Origin of the sequence: Hymenobacter jeongseonensis (assembly GCF_015694725.1) — a bacterium.
GTDB classification, from domain to species: Bacteria; Bacteroidota; Bacteroidia; order Cytophagales; family Hymenobacteraceae; genus Hymenobacter; species Hymenobacter jeongseonensis.
In genome coordinates this window covers 333,734-351,727 of sequence record NZ_JADQDQ010000002.1, presented here as the reverse complement: position 1 = coordinate 351,727, position 17,994 = coordinate 333,734, and the positions used below count along the sequence as shown (strand labels likewise).

Genomic DNA, 17,994 nt, shown 5'->3' with positions numbered 1-17,994 from the left:
TCAAACAGCGCTTAGAAAAGCGTTGCCGTTGCCGTGAATTCTCTAGAGAACTTAAGGCAACAGCAACGCTTTTCTAAGCGCTGATTCTCATGCCTCACCTAATAGGTTTTCTCGAAGCGTGTTCCGGATTTCTTTTGAACATCTCACACAAGCTTGTGCGGGCTCTAAGTTAGAAACTTCATCTTCTTCACCTTCTTCATTTTCCATGATTTCTTGCATTTCATGAAAATGGTCAATTATAAAGTAAAGGTCTGCTAGCCGTCTGGTAGCCGGATGGCCAGCTATCATCAATCCGGGATGCTGGCGATACTGTCTGGTGGCTTTACCTAAGTCTTCAATGAACCCATTAATATCATCGAAGGAATAATATCCCCCAATTGCCTCTATAAATTCAACTACCAAAGTAGTATATATTCTATGAAGCCGTTGAAGTCGTTTTTGGATTTGGTGGGCCTTGTTTTGAGGCAAAGTAGCGATTGCATATACCCTTCGTTTGTTTGTTTCAAGTAAGGGGGAATGCAAGGGGGGCGCTATACGTGTATCATACTCGGAATTAAAAGTAGAAGTATTTGCCTTTTCGCGGTTATGATAGCGCGATTTGCATGTCCTATTACAATACTGTTTATCAGAGCGGCCCTCCACGTTAGAGCCACACCATAGACATTTGCGATCTGTATTTTCTTGATGCTCTTTCATGAAAGTGCTGCATTTAATTACATTGTGAAGGCTTATAATGGTTTATAGACCTCTGGAAAATTCGTTTATAAACGATTGTTTACTGGGTAGTCCCAAAAAATCGGGTAGCCGTTCGGTTCCGTAATTGCCCATCGGACTGGTCCTGTCTCTAGCATTATGGGTTGAGCAAAAGCTAAAAATTCATCGGCTAAGTCCCAGTTTGACGGGCGTCCTAGGTTGGCATCTTCCAAATCGGAGTGTACTTGTACACGGAGCATAGCCTTGTGCATTTCCTTTGCACAGGCGTTCCATTTATCGGTTGCTCCTGTATCAGGAAACAAGTGAATTTCTCGGTGGCGCAAAGCCGTTAACACCTCTGGGTACTTGAACTGTGGGGCTCCACACCCACCAGTAGCCATCCATAGGAATTCTGGTAGGTATACTGAACAAATCACTGCCGTCTTTTCAGATTCCACTACTGCGATGGGCTTGGAATCACTCGCCGTCAGTAGGTGCTGACCGAAAAGGCATTGACGTAGATGAAAGTCAGATTGCCGCAACTTGGTATGTGCCCATTGAGGAAAAATGTCACTTCCATCAGGGTTCTTTTTGAGGCGGTTTAAGGTTTCTGCATCATAGCTAATGATCTTACCGGTGCGCGCCTTGTAGAGCTCATCTACTTGCCAAAATATGGTGCCACCTCCACGAGCCGTTCCGATGTAGTATCGACAGGCCAAGTCCAAGGCTACTTCCTCCGTTAGTAGAATGCTTAAACCACGCACAAAAGCATTGTTTGCGTAGTGGCCTAGCGAACGCTCAACTACGTCCGAGGGCAGAGTGCCGATGATGGGCTTAAGAGCGGCGAGTTTAGTCGAAGAAGTAGGCCTGTAAAGTGCAGTGGGCGAGTTACCATCGGGATGGTCAGCAAAGTATTGCTTGGGCGTATAGTGGTAGCTACATGAATTTTCATGATTACAGCGACCAACCCTTTCACTAACATGCTCGCCGGTTTCGGTACTTATGTAGCGTGTAAATTGTCGAACCTTCTCGCAGGAAGGGCATGTGTATCGACTAGACGGCTTTGTAAAGCGCTCTAGAATGAATTTGAAGTCATTCATTGGTCGTTAAGAAAGGCCGTCGAATTTCTTCAACATGCGTGAAACAGTGCTCTTATTGGCATACCCCAGGGCTTCAGCAATATCTGCTAGCGGTTTGCCTTCGTTCCGCATCTTAGCCGCAGTTTCACACTTTTCCTGAGTGTAGCCAGTCGATTTTTCGCCGGCGCCATCACTCCCAGCGTTTGGGAGTTTAGTAAGTGTTTCAAGGGATTGACGCTCACCTGTTTCCTGGAAAGTCAGGTCGTCATCAAATGTGAGAACATAGCTGTCCTTCTTGTCTTCCCGCCCCAGGTAGTTGCCTTTCAAAATACAGAGGTGGCGCTTTTCGGAATAGATGGGGTCTACCCGCAATTCCATCACCATGCGCATCTTCGCTTCAAAAGCTTGTGAACCTACCACATGGTGCTTCGATGGTACCTGCTCGTCGCGGTACTTACCGGTGTGGTGTAAGAGAACGATGAGGCAATCATGCTTGACTGTGAGCTGGTGGAAAGGCTTGAAGAAGGCCCGTACAAACTGGCTGTCATTAAGCCGACCCTCAAATAAATCACTGAATGCATCCAGAACGATCAAATCCACTGGGTAAAGCGATAGCAATTCATCTAGTTGGTCAACCAAGCCGTCGTGTTCGAAAAGGTATAAAAGCCCCTCATACTCTTCGATGCCATTGCTACGTCCCCTTATTTGCTTTCTAGTTAAGAAGGCCAAGCTGCGCTGGTCGTCCTCGGTACTCACGTACACGGCTCGCCCATGTGTTAGCGAGAGGGGCAAGCCCATAAACGTTTTATCCCGCAGCGCGACAGCCAAAGCGAGTTGGCGCAGGAAAGCCGATTTGCCCGTGTCGCTGCTCCCGACCAGAGCCACCAATCCCGTTTTGGGCAGGATGGGGTCGAGCAAGGTTGCCATCTTGTCGTTTCCGCCTTCTAACAGGGTCCGAGCCGAGATGAACTTTCCTAATTCACGAGGACTTAAATTGCCCTTTTTCGCGATCTGCTCCTGCAAGATACCAGGCGTAAGGTACTTGTGGCCGCCTTGTTCTTTGATTTGATTAGACATGGTGCTTTCCCTTTAATGTGGGGAAAACGCCTTCCTTCCTTAAGTTGGCATCAATGGTATTAATCGACTTCCTTGCCGTCTTATCGAAATACGCTTCCAATTCTTGCGCATCAAACTCAACGCTTTTACCAACACGGCGGGTCGAGATGGTCCGCTCCGAGGAAAGGCGGTAGAGGAATGACTTGCTGACCCTGTGCTTTTGGACAGCGTCAGAGATGGAGAGGTAACGAAGCGGCTCGGTGAGAGCGGGGCTAGGCCGTCGGACAATTCGTTCGACTTCCTCGCGGATTACTTGCCGCAGGTCGTCAGGGGAGAGAGAAATGACTGTGAGTTGCATGGGGAACAGTTGATGAGAACTGCCCCTAGAAAGCACATTACGTCACGTTCCGTAATCCCCAAAGTGTTCACAGTGATTACTTGTGTAGCTGATTACCAGTTATTAAACTTTCTCCAGGTTGTCTGGAATGCAGTCGAATATGCCAGTGTATTCTGCAGTGTATACCCTTGAATAATGGCGTTTGTTAGACTTTTCTGTCTTGTTCGGTTTGAGATAGTCTGCTATTGAAACCGCAGGATTGAACGCTCGTTGAATTGCGCCAGCTACGGGTGCAGTAATCCAGTTCTTTTCCTCAAGAACAATGAAGAGCTCCGCTAATCGGTTTTGTGGACCTTGCCATTGCATCTTTTTCAAAGGCTTGTTATTGCTGCCAACTGGATTGGTATCCTCGACTTCCTTGGCAATCTCCTCGGGGGTTGCGTGGTACAGGGCAAGCGGGCGATTTCCTGATTGATAGTTTTCATACATAGTATTCAGTTTACGTGCGGCGTAAACAGATATCAAAAAATGCCATAAATTTCTCATGCTGGGTTCACTCACAAGCGCTCCTTCGTACAGCCCAGGGAATCTATGCACTTTAACGCTTTCAACATTTCTACGGTAAATTCTGGATTCCAAAATGCCATCTTCATAGCGTTCGCGGTGGCTAATCCACGGCAGCGGTACTTTACCCCATCTTTTGACCACGATTTTATGGGTGACCTTTGGAAAGTGGGCCTCATTTTTTCGCTTCTCGGAAATTACCTCTGTTAGCAAGTGGATCAACGTTGCCCTGAGCGACAGTCCGAGTTTGTAGCTAACGTCAAAGCGATCAATAACTGCCTTACCTATTCCATCCTGGGGCTCATTGATAAGTAAGCTAAACCCTCGTAGCATGAAGTCCTTAGCGAAGCCAGGGTCATTCGCATAAGGATAGGTATTCTTAGCCCTCAACGCAAGCCAGGTAGCATATCGGTTAGTAGTAGCTTGGAACTGCTCATAGGAGAGCGTATTCGTGTTCAAAAGCTTGTGTTGGGATGAAGGCATAAGCAATGTAGAATTGGTTGTTGTTTACACCATGTTTACACCAATGATTGGGGTAAACAAAAAAAGCAGTTACGGAAAGTTCCGTAACTGCTTCATTTGCTTCACTTTACTAAGTGTGGAGAATATCGGAGTCGAACCGATGACCTCTTGCATGCCATGCAAGCGCTCTAGCCAGCTGAGCTAATCCCCCGATTTTGTGGGTTACCGCCGTGCCAATTGCGCTTTGGTTCGACAAAAGTACGGTTCGTTTGCGGTTTGGCAAGTCCACGGCGCAGTTTTTTTAGTTAATCCGTGCAAGCCCCAAGAAATCAGGCACAAAAAAAGAGGGCCGGAATTGCTTCCGGCCCTCTTGAGAGCTACGCTAAGCGGAAAAGCTTAGTTGAAGATGTAGCGGATGCCCACCTGGCCCTGCCAGCGCGAACCGATACCGCCGGTGTCCTGGCGGAAGGTGTCGGTCAGCTTGGTGCCGGTGGTCACGCTTGTGTCGGCGTTGCGAACAGGGTTCACCAGGTAACGGTACTCGTATACTGGCTGGGTCTGGGCGTTGTAGCCCACGAACGTCAGCGGGTTGGTACGGTTGGCAGTCTGGAACGTGCCCCACTCGCTGTTGATGAGGTTGCCCACGTTGAAGAGGTCAACGCTCAGCTGGAGCGTGTTGCGGTTGGTACCTAGGTTGGTGAAGATGTCTTGCAGCAAACGGAAGTCCAAACGGTTCTGCCACGGACGAGCGGCACCGTTGCGTTCAGCGTACTCGCCGCGGCGCGTGCTGAGGTAGTCATCTTGGTTGATGTAGTTGTTCAAGTCGGCCCACTGCTGGTCGGCGGTGTAGATAACAGCCGGTACGGGAGTTGCACCAGGAGTAGTAGCAGGGATGGCAGGAACCAGCGTGATGTTGCGCAGGTTGATTTCGCTCTGCGTGCGGGGCACGTACATCAAGTCGTTCGACGTCTGGTTGTCACCGTTCATGTCACCCGAGTACACGTAGGAGAAGCGGCCCGCGGGAGCGGCTTCGTAGAACAGCGAGAGCGTGGTACCCAAATGGTTCAGGTACTCGCGGCGGTAAGAAGCCGAAAGGATAACGCGGTGCTGCTGCAGGAAGTTGGAGTAGCTCAAAGCATCGGAGTTCGGGTCGCCCGACACCGCGCGGTCACGCCAGATGGACTGTGCAATCGAACCACCGTCGTTCACCGAACGCGAGTCGGAGTAGGTGTAGGCCACGCTGGCGTACAAGCCGCTGCTGAATGACTTCTGCAGCTGACCCGTTACAGCGTAAGAGTAACCCTTGTTCGTGTTCTTCATCAGGATAGCATCGCTGATGTTGGGGCGAGCGGCCGTGTTGCCACCCTGCGCAGTTGCTATCGGACCGTAAATCTGGAAGTTACGCGTCGTAGTAGCCAAGCCATTGCTGATTACTGCGGGCGAGTTCACCGTGTAGAAGATGGCCCGGGTATCGGCGCCAGTTGCGCGGTTAGCTGGGCTGCCTTCGGTGCCGGGCAGGTTCACGTTCTGGTGGTATACCGCGTTGATGTCTTTCGTGTAGAAAGCTTCGAGGGTACCGATAACGCCGCCGATGAGCTCCTGGTCAACGGCCAGGTTGGTGCGCCACACTTGGGGGAATTTGAAATCCGAGTCGGTTACAGCGAGGTTGTAAGCCGTGTTGGCCGCCGCGTTCTGTGGGCGGTAAGCGTCCACATTGGCGTTGAAGGGATAAACCGAAGCGTTGGGGCTCACAACGCCCGTGGTGGTGTTGGTAGTGGGCACCGCGCCCGAAGTGCTGAACGAACCGAACTGCACGCCGTTGTTGCTGGCCTGGTTGGAGAGCCATACAAACGGCACGCGGCCGGTGAAAATGCCCGTACCACCACGCAGCTGCGTTTTGCGGTCGTCGTTCACATCCCAGTTGAAACCAACGCGGGGCGAGAACAGCACCGTTTTGTTCGGTACGTCGCCGGTGTTGATTTTAACACCATCGCGGAAGGTCAGGGCTGCGGCATTCGTGTTCTGAACCAAGTCGGAGGTCAGGTAAGGCAAGTCAGCACGCAGACCAATGGTCAGGCGCAGGTTGTTGCGGGGCGACCATTCGTCCTGGGCGTACAGGCCCAACTGAGCGGCCGTGATGTCGGCGTAGGGGAAAGAGCCATCGGACAGGGCCGAATACTGCAGGTTGTAGCGCTGCGGACCGGGGCGGGTTGCGCCAGCGCCCAGCGGGCTGTAGGTGGCGTTGGTGCGGTCGTAGTTGAAGCCCGCCGAGGCGTAAAAGTCCTCCAGTGAGTTGAAAGAATAGTTGCCGTAGTAGTTCGGCGCAAAACCGTTGCGGAACTTGTAGAACTCGTTGTAAGTACCAACGGTCACGTTGTGCTTGCCGAGGTAAGCCGTGAAGTTGTCACCCACCTGGAACACATCGGAATTGAGGATGTTGAAGGCCGAGAAAGGCTCGTAGCCGAAGGTGGTCAGCGAGTTGGTGGCGTTGATGCCGTTGAGGCCCGCGCCGGTGCTAAGGCCAACCGAGGTACCGATGTCAACCAGTGGGAAAATGCCGCCGCTGCTCTCGCGGAAGTCGCGGAAAGCCGAGTAGCCTACGGTCAGGTTGTTGGAGTACTTGCCACCGCCGAGGGTGCTGTTCAGTTCGCCAATCAGGGAGTTCAGGTTGTTGTTAATTGTATAGTACGACGACAAGTAAGGCAAGCCGAACCGCGACTGCGAACGTTGGCCGGCAATAGCGCCCGAGGTGCTCGGAGGAATGTCAGCGTACGAGCGTAGGTAGTTGTACTTGATGTTGAAGCGGTGGTTGGCGCTGATGTTCCAGTCCAGCTTAATGGTGGCCTTGTCGCTGTTCGAACGCAGGTTGTAGTTTTCGTAGGGACCGGGGTTGTAGCCGTACTGCTCCTGTAGGAAGCTGCTGAGCACGTCGAGGTCGCGGCCCGAAGCGTTGGAAATCGTGCTGTTCTGGTCCGGAGCCGTGGTGCTGCGGTTGGCGGTGAAGTTGCCCGTGGGCGGGTCGTTACGGCGTTCCGATTCGGCGTTGACGAAGAAGAACAGCTTGTCTTTGATAATCGGGCCGCCTACGCGGAAACCGATGTTGTTCAGGTTGAACTTAGGATAGTCCGACGTCACGTCGCCAACCTTGCTGCCTACCAGGTCCTGGTTGCGGTAGAAGTCGTAGATGGAAGCCGAGATTTTGTTGGTGCCCGAGCGGGTTACGACGTTGATGCCGGCACCGGTGAAGGAGCCCTGACGAACGTCGAACGGAGCAATGCTCACCTGAATCTGGTCGATGGCGTCCAGCGAGATGGGCTGGGCGCCGGCCTGGCCGCCTACCGTCGATTGCAGACCGAAGGCGTTGTTGAAGATGGCACCGTCGATGGTGATGTTGTTGAAACCGCTGTTCCGACCGCCGAAGCTCTGGCCGTTGGCCTGCGGGGTGAGGCGGGTGAAATCGCCCAAGGAGCGGTTCAGGGTGGGCAAGCGCTCAATGGTTTCGCGCTGCACCGTGGTGCTAGCGCCGGTGCGGTCCGCACTCATGATGGGGTCGCGGCGGCCGCTCACGGTTACTTCCGAGAGTTCGGTGGTCGCATCGCTCAGCTTCTGGTCGAAGCGCAGGTTCTGGCCCAATGAGAGGCTCAGGCCTTCGCGCACCACGTCTTTATAACCAACGAAGGTGACGCGGACCGTGTAAGGACCACCCACCCGCATGTTCTGAATGTTGAAACGGCCTTCCGAATTGGTAGGAGCGGGGTACTGCGTGTTGGTAGGGGTGTGGATGGCAATAACAGTCGCACCGGGCAGGCCCATACCATCCTTGTCGGTGATTACTCCACTCATGGCCGCCGTGGTGGCGCCCTGAGACCAGCCGAGGCGGGCAGTGAAGAGCATCAACGCCAACAGCAACAAGTGGCGTAAACGTAAATTATTCATACGAAAAAAAGTTGGTGGAATTAGTGAGCTTGGTGAAAAGCGGTGCAAAGGTACGGCAGGCGGGAAAGGCCGGCATTACCACAATTTTACTATTTATCTTTTTCGGCACACTCGACCGTTTACGCCGCAAAGGTAGCGGTCTGATTTCACAGTTGAGGTCGAACAGCTCGAATAAAACGACTGAGGTAATAATCGGATTCCAAGCTGTTTTCCACTACTCCCAAGGAAGTTGAAGCGTGGATAAAATCCACGCCCTCATTATCTACCACCGTTACCATGCCCACGTGCGTGATGGTGCGGCTGCCCGGCGAACCGCCAAAAAAAACCAAATCCCCCGGCTGCAACTCGGTGGTGCGCACCGGGATTCCCCACACGGCTTGCTCGTTTGACGAGCGCGGGATGCGCACGCCCGCCTCGCCAAAGGACAACTGGAGCAGTCCCGAACAGTCGAGCCCCAGGCGCGTGGTGCCGCCGTAGAGGTAGGGGGTGCCCTGGTAGGAGCGGGCGGCCTCAATCACCGAGGCCAGGGTGCCGGTGGCACTGCCCGGGCGAGGGGTGCGTTTGGTGACAATCTTGGTTTTGTTGCCGCTGGGCGTTCTGCCAATGGTTTTGGCTTTGCCGGTGGGCCGGGTGGCGGCATAGCGGCCGCTCTTCTTCAGGCGTACCATTTCGCGGGCCGAGCGGTATTGGCCGTCGCGGTAGTTCAGCTTCTGTTGGCAGCCGGCCAGCCAGAGCAAAGTCAGCAGCAATGCCGGTAGTATCTTCGTTGTCACCCTCCCCATTGGCTGCAAATATAGTTTACGCGGCCTGTCCAGTTTATCCGCCGATGCCGTTCAACGCCTTGACTCCCGAATTAATTGTTGCGTTTGAGGCCATCGTGGGCCCCGCGCACGTCCTCACCGCCCAACGGGCCGAGGCCGCGGCAACCGCCGATGCCTACGCAGACTACGGCCGCGACCACACCGAAGACCTGCATTTCGCGCCCGATGTGGTGCTGCGCCCCGCCAATGCCGACGAAATCAGCCACATCATGCGCCTGTGCCACGAGCACCGCATCCCCGTCACGCCCCGTGGCGCGGGCACGGGCCTGAGCGGCGGGGCCCTGCCCATCCACCACGGCTTGTTGCTGAGCACCGAGCGGCTCAATAAAATCATTCAGATTGACGAGCGCAACCTGCAAGCCACCGTGGAGCCGGGCGTGGTAAACGAGGCGTTTCAGAACGCGGTGAAGGAGGTAGGTCTTTTTTACCCACCCGACCCGGCCAGCAAGGGCAGCTGCTTTTTGGGCGGCAACCTGGCCCACAGCAGCGGCGGCCCCAAGGCCGTGAAATACGGCACCACCCGCGACTACGTCCTCAATCTGCAAGTGGTGCTGCCCACCGGCGAAATCATCTGGACGGCTGCCAATACCCTCAAAAATTCCACCGGCTACAACCTGACGCAACTCATGGTGGGCTCAGAGGGCACGCTGGGTATCATCACGCAGGTGGTGTTTCGGCTGTTGCCCTACCCGCAACATAATATTCTGATGCTGGTGCCCTTTCGGCAGGAAGCGCAGGCGGCAGAAGCGGTTTCGGCGGTGTTTCGGGCGGGCATTATCCCGTCGGGGATGGAATTTATGGAGCGCGAAGCCATTGCCTGGTCGTCCGACTACCTGAAAATTCCCCTTACGCTGCCCGAAGACATCACGGCCCACTTGCTCATCGAGCTCGACGGCCAGGACCTGGACCAACTATATAAGGAAGCCGAGCAGGTGTACGGCGTGCTGGAGCACTACGACGTAGGCGAAATTCTGCTGGCCGACAACGCCACCCAGAAAGACGAACTCTGGAAAATCCGCCGCAACATCGGCAATTCGGTGCGCTACAACTCCGTGTATAAAGAAGAAGACACCGTGGTACCCCGCGCCGAACTGCCTACGCTGCTGAAAGGCGTGAAGGAAATCGGGGCCCGCTACGGTTTCAAGAGCGTGTGCTACGGCCACGCCGGCGACGGCAACCTGCACGTCAACATCATCCGCGGCGACATCGACGACGACATGTGGAACGTAGGCCTGCGCCAGCCCATCGCCGAGATTTTTGAGCTGTGCGTAAAGCTGGGCGGTACCATTTCTGGCGAGCACGGCATCGGCTTGGTGCAGAAAGGCTACATCGGCATCGCCTTGGCCGAAACCAACCTGAACCTGATGCGCGGCATCAAAAATGTATTCGACCCGCACGGGATTCTGAACCCGGGGAAGATATTTTAGGCTTTTATTGGCAACGTCCGTCATTCTAAGCTAGCTCAGGATGACGGACGTTGTTTTTATCAGGCAACCTTTTCTCCGCTCACCGTAGGCCGCAGGGTAGGGGCGGCGCGCTTGCGGCTGGCCTGCTCATACGCGTAGCCCAGGGCCAGCAAACGGCCTTCTTCATATGCCGGGCCCACGAACGACAAGCCTACCGGCAGCCCCAGCACCTGTCCCATGGGCACGGTAAGGTGCGGGTAGCCAGCCATAGCCGCGGGCGACGAAAAATCTACGCCCGTGGAATAGTCGCCATTCACCCAATCGATGCACCAAGCCGGGCCGGTGGTGATGCCCACAATGGCCGTGAGTTGGTTGTCGCGCAGCAGGCCACCCAGGGCCTTGCGTGATTCCGTAACGGTTTTTTGCACGGCGGCTTTGTATTTGGCGCTGGTCAGCCCGTCGGTTTTTTCGGCGTTGACCAGAATTTCCTGCTTGAAAAACGGCATGGCCACCGTCTCGTTTTTGGTGTTGAAGGCAATGATGTCGGCCAAGTTCTTCACGGCCGCGCCGGCATTAGCCAAGTATTTGTTCACGCCGTCCTTGAATTCGTACAGCAGCACGTCGAATTCGGCCTCGCCCAATGGGTTGGTCTGCTTCACCAAGTCAATTTCTACAATGGTGGCGCCCTTGGCTTTCAGCAGGGCGACGGCTTCTTTCAGTAATGCCGCTACGGCTGGCGGGCCGTTCAGGTGGGCTTTTTCAACGCCCAGGCGCTGGCCGGTGAGGGCGTCGGCTTTCAGGAACGTGGTATAATCGGTGGGTAAACCAGCCGGAATGGGCAGCCTAGCCGGGTCGGCCGGGTCGGCTCCTTGCAGCGCCCCGAGCAGCAACGCCGCGTCGCGCACGGTGCGGGCCATAGGGCCGGCCGTGTCCTGGGTGCTGGAAATGGGAATGATGCCGCTGCGGCTCAGCAATCCTACCGTGGGCTTGAGTCCCACCAAGCCGTTGCACGAGGCCGGCGATACCACCGAGCCGTCCGTTTCGGTGCCAATGGCCACGGCGCACAGGTTGGCTGCCACGGCTGCGCCCGAGCCGGAACTCGAGCCGCTGGTGCTGCGGTCCAGGGCGTAAGGGTTGCGGCTTTGGCGGCCGCGGCTGCTCCAGCCGCTCACCGAGTGCGTGGAGCGGAAATTGGCCCATTCACTCAGGTTGGTTTTGCCCAGCAGCACGGCGCCGGCGGCCCGCAGCTTCTGGACGATAAATGCATCCTGCTTGGCCTTATGGCCTGCCAGCGCCAATGCGCCGGCTGTGGTCATCATCTGGTCGCCGCTGTCGATGTTGTCCTTAATCAGCACCGGAATGCCGTGCAACGGGCCGCGCACCTTGCCGGCTTTGCGCTCCTTGTCCAGCGCATCGGCAATGGTCAACGCCTCCGGGTTGGTTTCGATAACGGCGCGCAGCATGGGCCCCTGCTCGTTCAAATCTTTGATGCGGCCCAAGTATTTTTCGCACAGGCTGCGAGCGGTTTCGGTGCCTTTGCCCATGCGGTCCTGCAGGTCGGCCACAGTGGCTTCATACAAGGCAAAAGCAGCGTCGTTGGCATCAGAAGCGCCAGAAGCTACCTCACCGGCCGTGTTCTCCGGGGCAGTTTGGCAGGCTGCCACGGGCAGTAGTGCGGCAGTGACAGCGGCCAGGGCCCCGCGATTCAGGAAAAGACGACGGTTCATAAATGCAAGCAGGCTTAATAGTCGGGTGAGAGCAGTACAATGGTTCTGGTTAGCAATAATACTGCGCAATCGGGGTTGCCGCTCGCTTCGCGCAGCTCTCTAAACTGAACACTTCACTGCACTTTGATGGCAGCGCCGAAACAAGAAAGCCGGCCCTGCTAGGGACCGGCTTTCTTGTTCTATAACTTTCGCAAAGTCACAGCTTCACAGGCGCCGTGACTTTCGTTTTATTGCTGCCCTTTGAGCAGGTCTTCGCCGCCGTAAGGGGCCCCGGAGCTGATGTCGCCCCGCAGGCCGCCGGTGCTTTGGCCGGTGGGAGTGCCAGTGGCCACATCGGTTGCTACCGTGCCGGAAGCCGTGCCAGTGGGGGCTTCGCCCGTTATTTCGGCGGCGCGGGCCACGTAGCGGCGTTTGGCTTCCTCCTCGGGCACGCCTTTGAACTGGTTCCAAGAGTCCCACTGGGCCTGCGAGAGGCCAGCGGGGCCGCTGGCCTGGTCGGCAGCGTTGGGGTCTACTTCGCCGGATTTCATGTTCACGTCGCCTTCGGTGGCTTGCTTGTAGAGGCCGTAAAGCTCGGTCATGTGGGCGGCGGCGGCATCGCCGGGCAGGTTGTTGACTTGGTCGGCCGCGGCCTGGAATTGCTGGTTAAGGTCCATGGAGAGGGAAGCTGGTGGGATTGAAAATGAAGTGATGCACGGCAGGCAATTGCGCTGGTGCGGGCTAAACAGGGCACGATTACGGGACCCACCGTTGGGCTAAAAATCCGTAAAGGCGGCGAAGTCGGTAGAAATCGTACTTAATTTACTCTACTGACAATACCTTACGGCTGGCCTTTAGGTTGCGGAGTCGTACTTTTGCTGGCTACTATGTGTGGAATTACTGGAGTATTTGCCTTTACGGAAACGGGTCGTCAGTCGCTGAACAACCTGCAAGCATCAACCGATGCCATCATTCGCCGCGGTCCCGACTCGGAGGGCCATTTCGTGTACGACCGGTGCGGGTTGGGCTTTCGCCGGCTGGCCATCCTCGACCTCTCGGCCGATGGCAACCAGCCCATGTCCGACGCGGCGGGGCGCTACACCATCGTGTTCAACGGTGAAATCTTCAACTTCCGCGAGCTTCGGGAGAAGCTGATAAAGCGCGGCTGTCAGTTTCATTCCCAAACCGATACCGAGGTTATTCTGCAGCTCTACATCACGGAAGGCCGCAGCTTTATCAAAAAGCTCAACGGCTTCTTTGGTCTGGCCATTTTCGACAAGGAAGAGAATTCCCTCTTCATTGCCCGCGACCGGTTTGGGGTGAAGCCGCTGCTCATTTACCGCGACGAAGACCAGCTGTTTTTTGCGTCGGAAATGAAGTCGATGATGGCGCTGGGCGTGCCGCGCAAGCTTGATTTTGTGGCACTGAGCCAGTATTTGCAGCTGAACTACATTCCTGGGCCGGCTAGCATATTTAAGGGTGTGAAAAAGCTACTGCCCGGCCACTACCTCTACATCAAGGACGGCAAGGTGGTGGGCAAAGCGTGGTACAAGATTCCCTACGACGCCAAAAAAGTTGCCAAAAACAAGCTCACCTACGAACAGCAGCAGCACAAACTGGTAGAGCTGATGGACGGTGCCGTGCAGCGCCGCCTCGTGGCCGACGTGCCACTGGGGGCTTTCCTCAGCGGCGGCATCGATTCGAGCGTGATTACGGCCCTGGCCGCCCGCCACACGCCCCACCTCAACACGTTCAGCATTGGCTTCAAAGACGAGCCTTTCTTCGACGAAACCAAGTACGCCAATCTGGTGGCGGCCCGTCATAAGACGAACCACACGGTGTTCTCGCTGACGAACAACGACCTCTACGAGCACATTCACGACATGCTGGCGTACCTGGATGAGCCGTTTGCCGACTCCTCCGCCTTGGCCGTGTACATCCTCAGCCAGCGCACCCGCCAGAAAGTAACCGTGGCCCTGAGCGGCGACGGTGCCGACGAAATGTTTGGCGGCTACAACAAGCACATGGGCGAATTTAAGGTGCGACAGGGCGGTTTCAAGGCCGAAGCCGTCACGGGGCTGGGCTTTCTTTGGGACGTATTGCCTAAGTCGCGCAACAGCTTTATTGGCAATCGTGTGCGGCAATTCCAGCGCTTCTCGCGGGGCATGCTCGCCGGCGTGAAGGACCGGTACTGGGACTGGGCCAGCTTCGCCTCGGCCGAGGATGCCCGCAATCTGCTGAGCGCCGCCAGCCGCCGCAAAGTGGGCAAAAAAGCCCTGGTCAAGCGCCGGAAAGACATCCTGGAAGACCTGCACGCCGACGGCGACCTCAACGAGGTGCTGCTCACCGACATGAAGCTGGTGCTGCCCTACGACATGCTCACCAAGGTGGACCTGATGAGCATGGCCAACTCGCTGGAAGTGCGGACGCCGTTCTTGGACTACAAAGTGGTCAATTTCGCCTTCTCGCTGCCCGTGAGCAGCAAGGTGGACGCGACCATGAAAAAGCGCATCGTGCAGGATGCCTTCCGCTCCGAGTTGCCCGTGGAACTCTACGACCGGCCCAAGCACGGCTTCGAAGTACCCTTGCTGAAGTGGATGCGCGGCGAACTGCGGTCCCTCATTGAGGACGACCTGCTGCGCGACGACTTTATCGAAAGCCAGGGCATCTTCGACGTAGACGCCATTCGCGCCCTCAAAACCCAACTCTTTTCGCGTAACCCGGGCGACGTGCACGCCCGCATTTGGGGCCTCATCGTGTTCCAGACCTGGTGGAAGCAGTATATGGCCTAAGGCCGTGGTAGCGCGGCTGATACGGTGGTGGCAGCAGTTGGGCCGGCTCCAGCAGCTTGGCGTACTAGCGATGGTGGTCCTTACATTGTTTCGGCTGAGCTTCATTGGCACGGGCACCATGGCGTTCGTGGACGAGCGTCGCTACATCACCGCCATGCTTGGCCTGCGCTCGTTGGGCGAGGGCCACGTCCGCGACTTTCTGCAAGCTATCAACTCGATGGGAGCCCGCCCCGGCGATGGCCTCTGGCGTGTGATACCGGGCCTAGGCCAAGCCGCTTTGCTAGTACTTTTTAATCTCAACCCGAACGCACCTCCTTCTTTGCAAGTGCCGCAGGCGTTCAATGTGCTCATTCTGGGCCTGAATGCGCTGCTGCTGTATAAGATTTACCGACAGTTTTTCACCGTCGGCTTTGCCCTAGCAGGCGTGGCGCTGTACTCAAGCTTGGTAAATACCAACGTGTACCTGCGGCATCTGCTGCCGTATGACCATGCGCTGTTTTTTTTCCTGCTGGCGTTGTGGCTGTTGCTTTCGCAACCCGAGTGCCATGCCAACAGTCGGCAGGGACTGGTCGGCCTGCTTTCGGGATTTAGCTACTTGGTGTATCCGGGCTATTTTATGGGGGTACTGGTGCTGTTGGGGCTTGGATTGGTGTTCGCAGCAGCTCCAGCGTATCGAAGAGAACGCCGTTTTAAAGTGGTTCAGCTTAAACCCATTGCGGCGCAATTGGCGGGGCTGTTCGTGCTGCTGGGGCTGTTTGAAATCCTCGCCCAGCTTTCCGGTACTTCCTACTTCGCTAGTAGCCGCTACATTGCCACCACCATCACCCAAGGCAGCTATGCGGAGGGATTTAGTTTCATCGCCAAGTATTTCTGGCAAGTTGAAGGCGCGGTAGGGGCGGGGCTGCTACTGCTAGCTGCAATAGGATTGGTCCTAAGCATTCGCCAACTGCCCGTATTGGTTGCCCCACGTAGCGAAAAAGTATCTGATAACCCATTACTCTTAATATTATTACTCATCGTCTTCGGCGCTTGGGTAGGCTATGCGGCCGCGGTTCAGTTTGGCCATAGTCTGGTTTTTTACGGCCGTATCGTACATTTCTTCGTACCCTTTATTGTGTTGGCAGCAGTAGCTGCCCTGAGCCAAGTAGCGGGCCAGTGTCAAGCTGCCAAACGCATCTTGCAGGTGGGCAGTGTGATGGTAGCGCTGTGGCACTTCGGGGCCTTCAGTTTGGTCTACCGAGCCGTTAAATACCCCGGCGATGTTGCCTACGCTCACGGAATTCACGATGCCCGGCAGATTGAAAGCATTGAAACGACGGCTTGCGGACGTGGCCTTATTACGTATCGGGTATTTGGGCCGCGTCTTCGCAACCAGCCTACCGCCAAGCAGCCACGCTTTCAATTAGTGAATTTTGCCTACCTCTACCCGTTACGCTGTTACCTAGCCCCTCGGCCGCGCATAGGCCGGGTGGTTTCCTCAGTACCGTACTTCATGAAATTTACTCCCTACCAATTCGAGGGGCACGATGAAGAGGAAAGAATTCTTCTGCAAAAGCAAAACTATGTTTTTGAGATATTTACTGTTCATTTGTGATGTTTAATTGCTCACAAATAGGCGGTTACGGCTGGCTTTGTTGAGGAAGTAAAAAGGGATTGCCAGCATATTCGAACTCAGTTGAAGCGTAGAAGACTAAATTTGCTTAATAAATTATTAACTCCTCGGCTTTAGGCAGCTTATGAAAATTGCAATTGTTGGAACCGGATACGTTGGTTTGGTAACGGGTACGTGCTTTGCCGAAGTCGGCATAGATGTGGTTTGTGTCGATATTGACCAAAAAAAAATAGATAATCTTCATCAGGGCATTCTCCCCATTTACGAGCCTGGCCTCGAGGAAATGGTGAGCCGCAACGTTGAGAAGGGCCGGCTTACGTTTTCTACCAGTTTGGCAGAGGCCATTCAGGACTGTGATGTCGCCTTCATTGCCGTAGGCACTCCTCCCGGCGAAGACGGTTCGGCCGACCTGAAGTACGTACTGGCTGTGGCCCGGGGCATTGGCGAAAGCATGAGCAGCTACGGCGTAATCGTGACGAAAAGCACCGTTCCGGTGGGAACGGCGGCCAAAGTGCGGGCGGAAATTGAGAAAGCGCTGGAAAAGCGCGGCGTAGAATTAGAGTTCGATGTGGCTTCTAATCCGGAATTCCTGAAAGAGGGCGCCGCTATCGATGACTTCCTCAAGCCCGACCGCATTGTGGTAGGAGTTGCTTCGCCGCGAGCCGAAGAGGTAATGACCAAGTTGTATAAGCCCTTTGTGCTCAACGGTCACCCCATTATTTTTATGGACATTCCATCGGCTGAGATGACGAAGTACGCGGCAAACTCCATGCTCGCGACCAAAATCAGCTTCATGAACGACGTGGCGAACCTCTGCGAAATCATGGGCGCCGACGTCAACAAAGTGCGGCAGGGCATTGGCTCCGATGCCCGCATCGGCACCAAGTTCATTTACCCCGGCATTGGGTACGGCGGCTCCTGCTTCCCCAAGGACGTGAAAGCGTTAATCAAAACCGCCAAGGAAAACGGCTACGACATGCAGGTACTGCGCGCCGTAGAAGAAGTAAACGAGCAACAAAAATCGGTGCTTTTCGACAAAGTAAGCCGTCACTTCGCGGGCGAGTTGCGGGGTTTGAAAATGGCTGTCTGGGGTCTGTCCTTCAAGCCCAAAACCGATGACATGCGGGAAGCGCCTTCTTTGGTCATCATCGAGAAATTGCTGGCTGCAGGCTGCATTGTCACGGCCTACGACCCCGTGGCCATGCCCGAAGCACACCATACGTTAGGGGATTCCATTACGTATGCGAAGGACGAGTTTGCGGCCCTCATCGACGCCGATGCACTATTGGTAGTGACGGAATGGCCCGATTTCCGCTCCCCTAACTTTGACGTAGTGGCCCGTTTGATGAAGCAAAAGGTGATTTTTGACGGCCGCAACATCTACGAGGCCAACGAGCTGAAAAGCTTGGGCTTTGCTTACCACTGCATCGGCGTAAGAACCGAGCACCACGAGCCGGCTGTTTCTTAGTTCTGTTTAAATGTTATTCCGCCGAAGGGAGCAACTTATCATCGCCACCTTGGTCTCCAATC

At 55.3% G+C, this 17,994-nt stretch carries 13 protein-coding genes and 1 tRNA gene; 4 read left to right on the top strand and 10 right to left on the bottom strand.

Annotation, left to right across the window (positions count from 1 at the left end; all coding sequences use genetic code 11):
- Positions 1–87 precede the first annotated feature (87 nt).
- The 8 genes from I2I05_RS05140 to I2I05_RS05105 form a co-directional block, all read right to left on the bottom strand.
- Complete coding sequence (locus I2I05_RS05140) at positions 88–522, bottom strand: hypothetical protein (RefSeq protein ID WP_196281155.1); 435 nt, start codon at positions 520–522, stop codon at positions 88–90.
- A gap of 239 nt (positions 523–761) precedes the next feature.
- Positions 762–1,793 (bottom strand): DUF6371 domain-containing protein, encoded by a 1,032-nt coding sequence (locus tag I2I05_RS05135; RefSeq protein WP_196281154.1) that lies wholly within the window; start codon positions 1,791–1,793, stop codon positions 762–764.
- A 6-nt stretch (positions 1,794–1,799) separates the two neighbouring features.
- Complete coding sequence (locus tag I2I05_RS05130) at positions 1,800–2,849, bottom strand: AAA family ATPase (RefSeq protein ID WP_196281153.1); 1,050 nt, start codon at positions 2,847–2,849, stop codon at positions 1,800–1,802.
- A complete protein-coding gene (locus tag I2I05_RS05125; protein ID WP_196281152.1) occupies positions 2,842–3,186 on the bottom strand; it encodes a helix-turn-helix domain-containing protein in 345 nt (114 codons plus the stop codon). The genes I2I05_RS05130 and I2I05_RS05125 overlap by 8 nt, the downstream gene beginning before the upstream one ends.
- A 102-nt stretch (positions 3,187–3,288) precedes the next feature.
- Positions 3,289–4,212, bottom strand: coding sequence for a hypothetical protein (locus I2I05_RS05120; RefSeq protein WP_196281151.1), 924 nt, complete (start codon positions 4,210–4,212; stop codon positions 3,289–3,291).
- Positions 4,213–4,328: 116 nt separating this feature from the next.
- Positions 4,329–4,402: transfer RNA gene (locus I2I05_RS05115), tRNA-Ala, on the bottom strand.
- Positions 4,403–4,587: 185 nt separating this feature from the next.
- A complete protein-coding gene (locus I2I05_RS05110; RefSeq protein WP_196281150.1) occupies positions 4,588–8,127 on the bottom strand; it encodes a TonB-dependent receptor in 3,540 nt (1,179 codons plus the stop codon).
- 146 nt (positions 8,128–8,273) lie between these two features.
- The gene (locus I2I05_RS05105; protein WP_317192318.1) at positions 8,274–8,900 is read right to left on the bottom strand and encodes a C40 family peptidase; all 627 of its coding nucleotides are present in this window, start codon (positions 8,898–8,900) and stop codon (positions 8,274–8,276) included.
- A 68-nt stretch (positions 8,901–8,968) separates the two neighbouring features.
- Here I2I05_RS05105 and I2I05_RS05100 point away from each other — a divergent pair, with 68 nt between their 5' ends.
- The gene (locus I2I05_RS05100; RefSeq protein ID WP_230688163.1) at positions 8,969–10,375 is read left to right on the top strand and encodes an FAD-binding oxidoreductase; all 1,407 of its coding nucleotides are present in this window, start codon (positions 8,969–8,971) and stop codon (positions 10,373–10,375) included.
- A gap of 59 nt (positions 10,376–10,434) precedes the next feature.
- Here the strand turns inward: I2I05_RS05100 and I2I05_RS05095 are convergent, their stop codons facing one another.
- Entirely contained in the window at positions 10,435–12,081 is a 1,647-nt protein-coding gene (locus tag I2I05_RS05095) for an amidase (protein WP_196281148.1), read from the bottom strand.
- Between the two features lie 227 nt (positions 12,082–12,308).
- Entirely contained in the window at positions 12,309–12,737 is a 429-nt protein-coding gene (locus tag I2I05_RS05090; protein ID WP_196281147.1) for an acyl-CoA-binding protein, read from the bottom strand.
- A gap of 210 nt (positions 12,738–12,947) precedes the next feature.
- On the opposite strand from I2I05_RS05090, the gene asnB reads away from it, so the two are divergent.
- The 3 genes from asnB (at position 12,948) to I2I05_RS05075 (ending at position 17,932) form a co-directional block, all read left to right on the top strand.
- A complete protein-coding gene (gene asnB, locus I2I05_RS05085) occupies positions 12,948–14,852 on the top strand; it encodes an asparagine synthase (glutamine-hydrolyzing) (RefSeq protein ID WP_196281146.1) in 1,905 nt (634 codons plus the stop codon).
- 217 nt (positions 14,853–15,069) lie between these two features.
- Positions 15,070–16,446 carry a hypothetical protein gene (locus I2I05_RS05080; protein ID WP_196281145.1) on the top strand — a complete coding sequence of 459 codons (1,377 nt, stop codon included), beginning with the start codon at positions 15,070–15,072 and terminating at the stop codon, positions 16,444–16,446.
- Between the two features lie 142 nt (positions 16,447–16,588).
- The gene (locus I2I05_RS05075) at positions 16,589–17,932 is read left to right on the top strand and encodes a UDP-glucose dehydrogenase family protein (protein ID WP_196281144.1); all 1,344 of its coding nucleotides are present in this window, start codon (positions 16,589–16,591) and stop codon (positions 17,930–17,932) included.
- Positions 17,933–17,994 lie beyond the last annotated feature (62 nt).

What these genes read in the sequence shown, in the direction of transcription:
- I2I05_RS05135 (WP_196281154.1), bottom strand. Translation starts at nt 1,793, where the DNA reads ATGAATGACTTCAAATTCATTCTAGAGCGCTTTACAAAGCCGTCTAGT.
- I2I05_RS05130 (WP_196281153.1), bottom strand. Translation starts at nt 2,849, where the DNA reads ATGTCTAATCAAATCAAAGAACAAGGCGGCCACAAGTACCTTACGCCT.
- I2I05_RS05125 (WP_196281152.1), bottom strand. Translation starts at nt 3,186, where the DNA reads ATGCAACTCACAGTCATTTCTCTCTCCCCTGACGACCTGCGGCAAGTA.
- I2I05_RS05120 (WP_196281151.1), bottom strand. Translation starts at nt 4,212, where the DNA reads ATGCCTTCATCCCAACACAAGCTTTTGAACACGAATACGCTCTCCTAT.
- I2I05_RS05110 (WP_196281150.1), bottom strand. Translation starts at nt 8,127, where the DNA reads ATGAATAATTTACGTTTACGCCACTTGTTGCTGTTGGCGTTGATGCTC.
- I2I05_RS05095 (WP_196281148.1), bottom strand. Translation starts at nt 12,081, where the DNA reads ATGAACCGTCGTCTTTTCCTGAATCGCGGGGCCCTGGCCGCTGTCACT.
- I2I05_RS05090 (WP_196281147.1), bottom strand. Translation starts at nt 12,737, where the DNA reads ATGGACCTTAACCAGCAATTCCAGGCCGCGGCCGACCAAGTCAACAAC.
- asnB (WP_196281146.1), top strand. Translation starts at nt 12,948, where the DNA reads ATGTGTGGAATTACTGGAGTATTTGCCTTTACGGAAACGGGTCGTCAG.
- I2I05_RS05080 (WP_196281145.1), top strand. Translation starts at nt 15,070, where the DNA reads ATGGGAGCCCGCCCCGGCGATGGCCTCTGGCGTGTGATACCGGGCCTA.
- I2I05_RS05075 (WP_196281144.1), top strand. Translation starts at nt 16,589, where the DNA reads ATGAAAATTGCAATTGTTGGAACCGGATACGTTGGTTTGGTAACGGGT.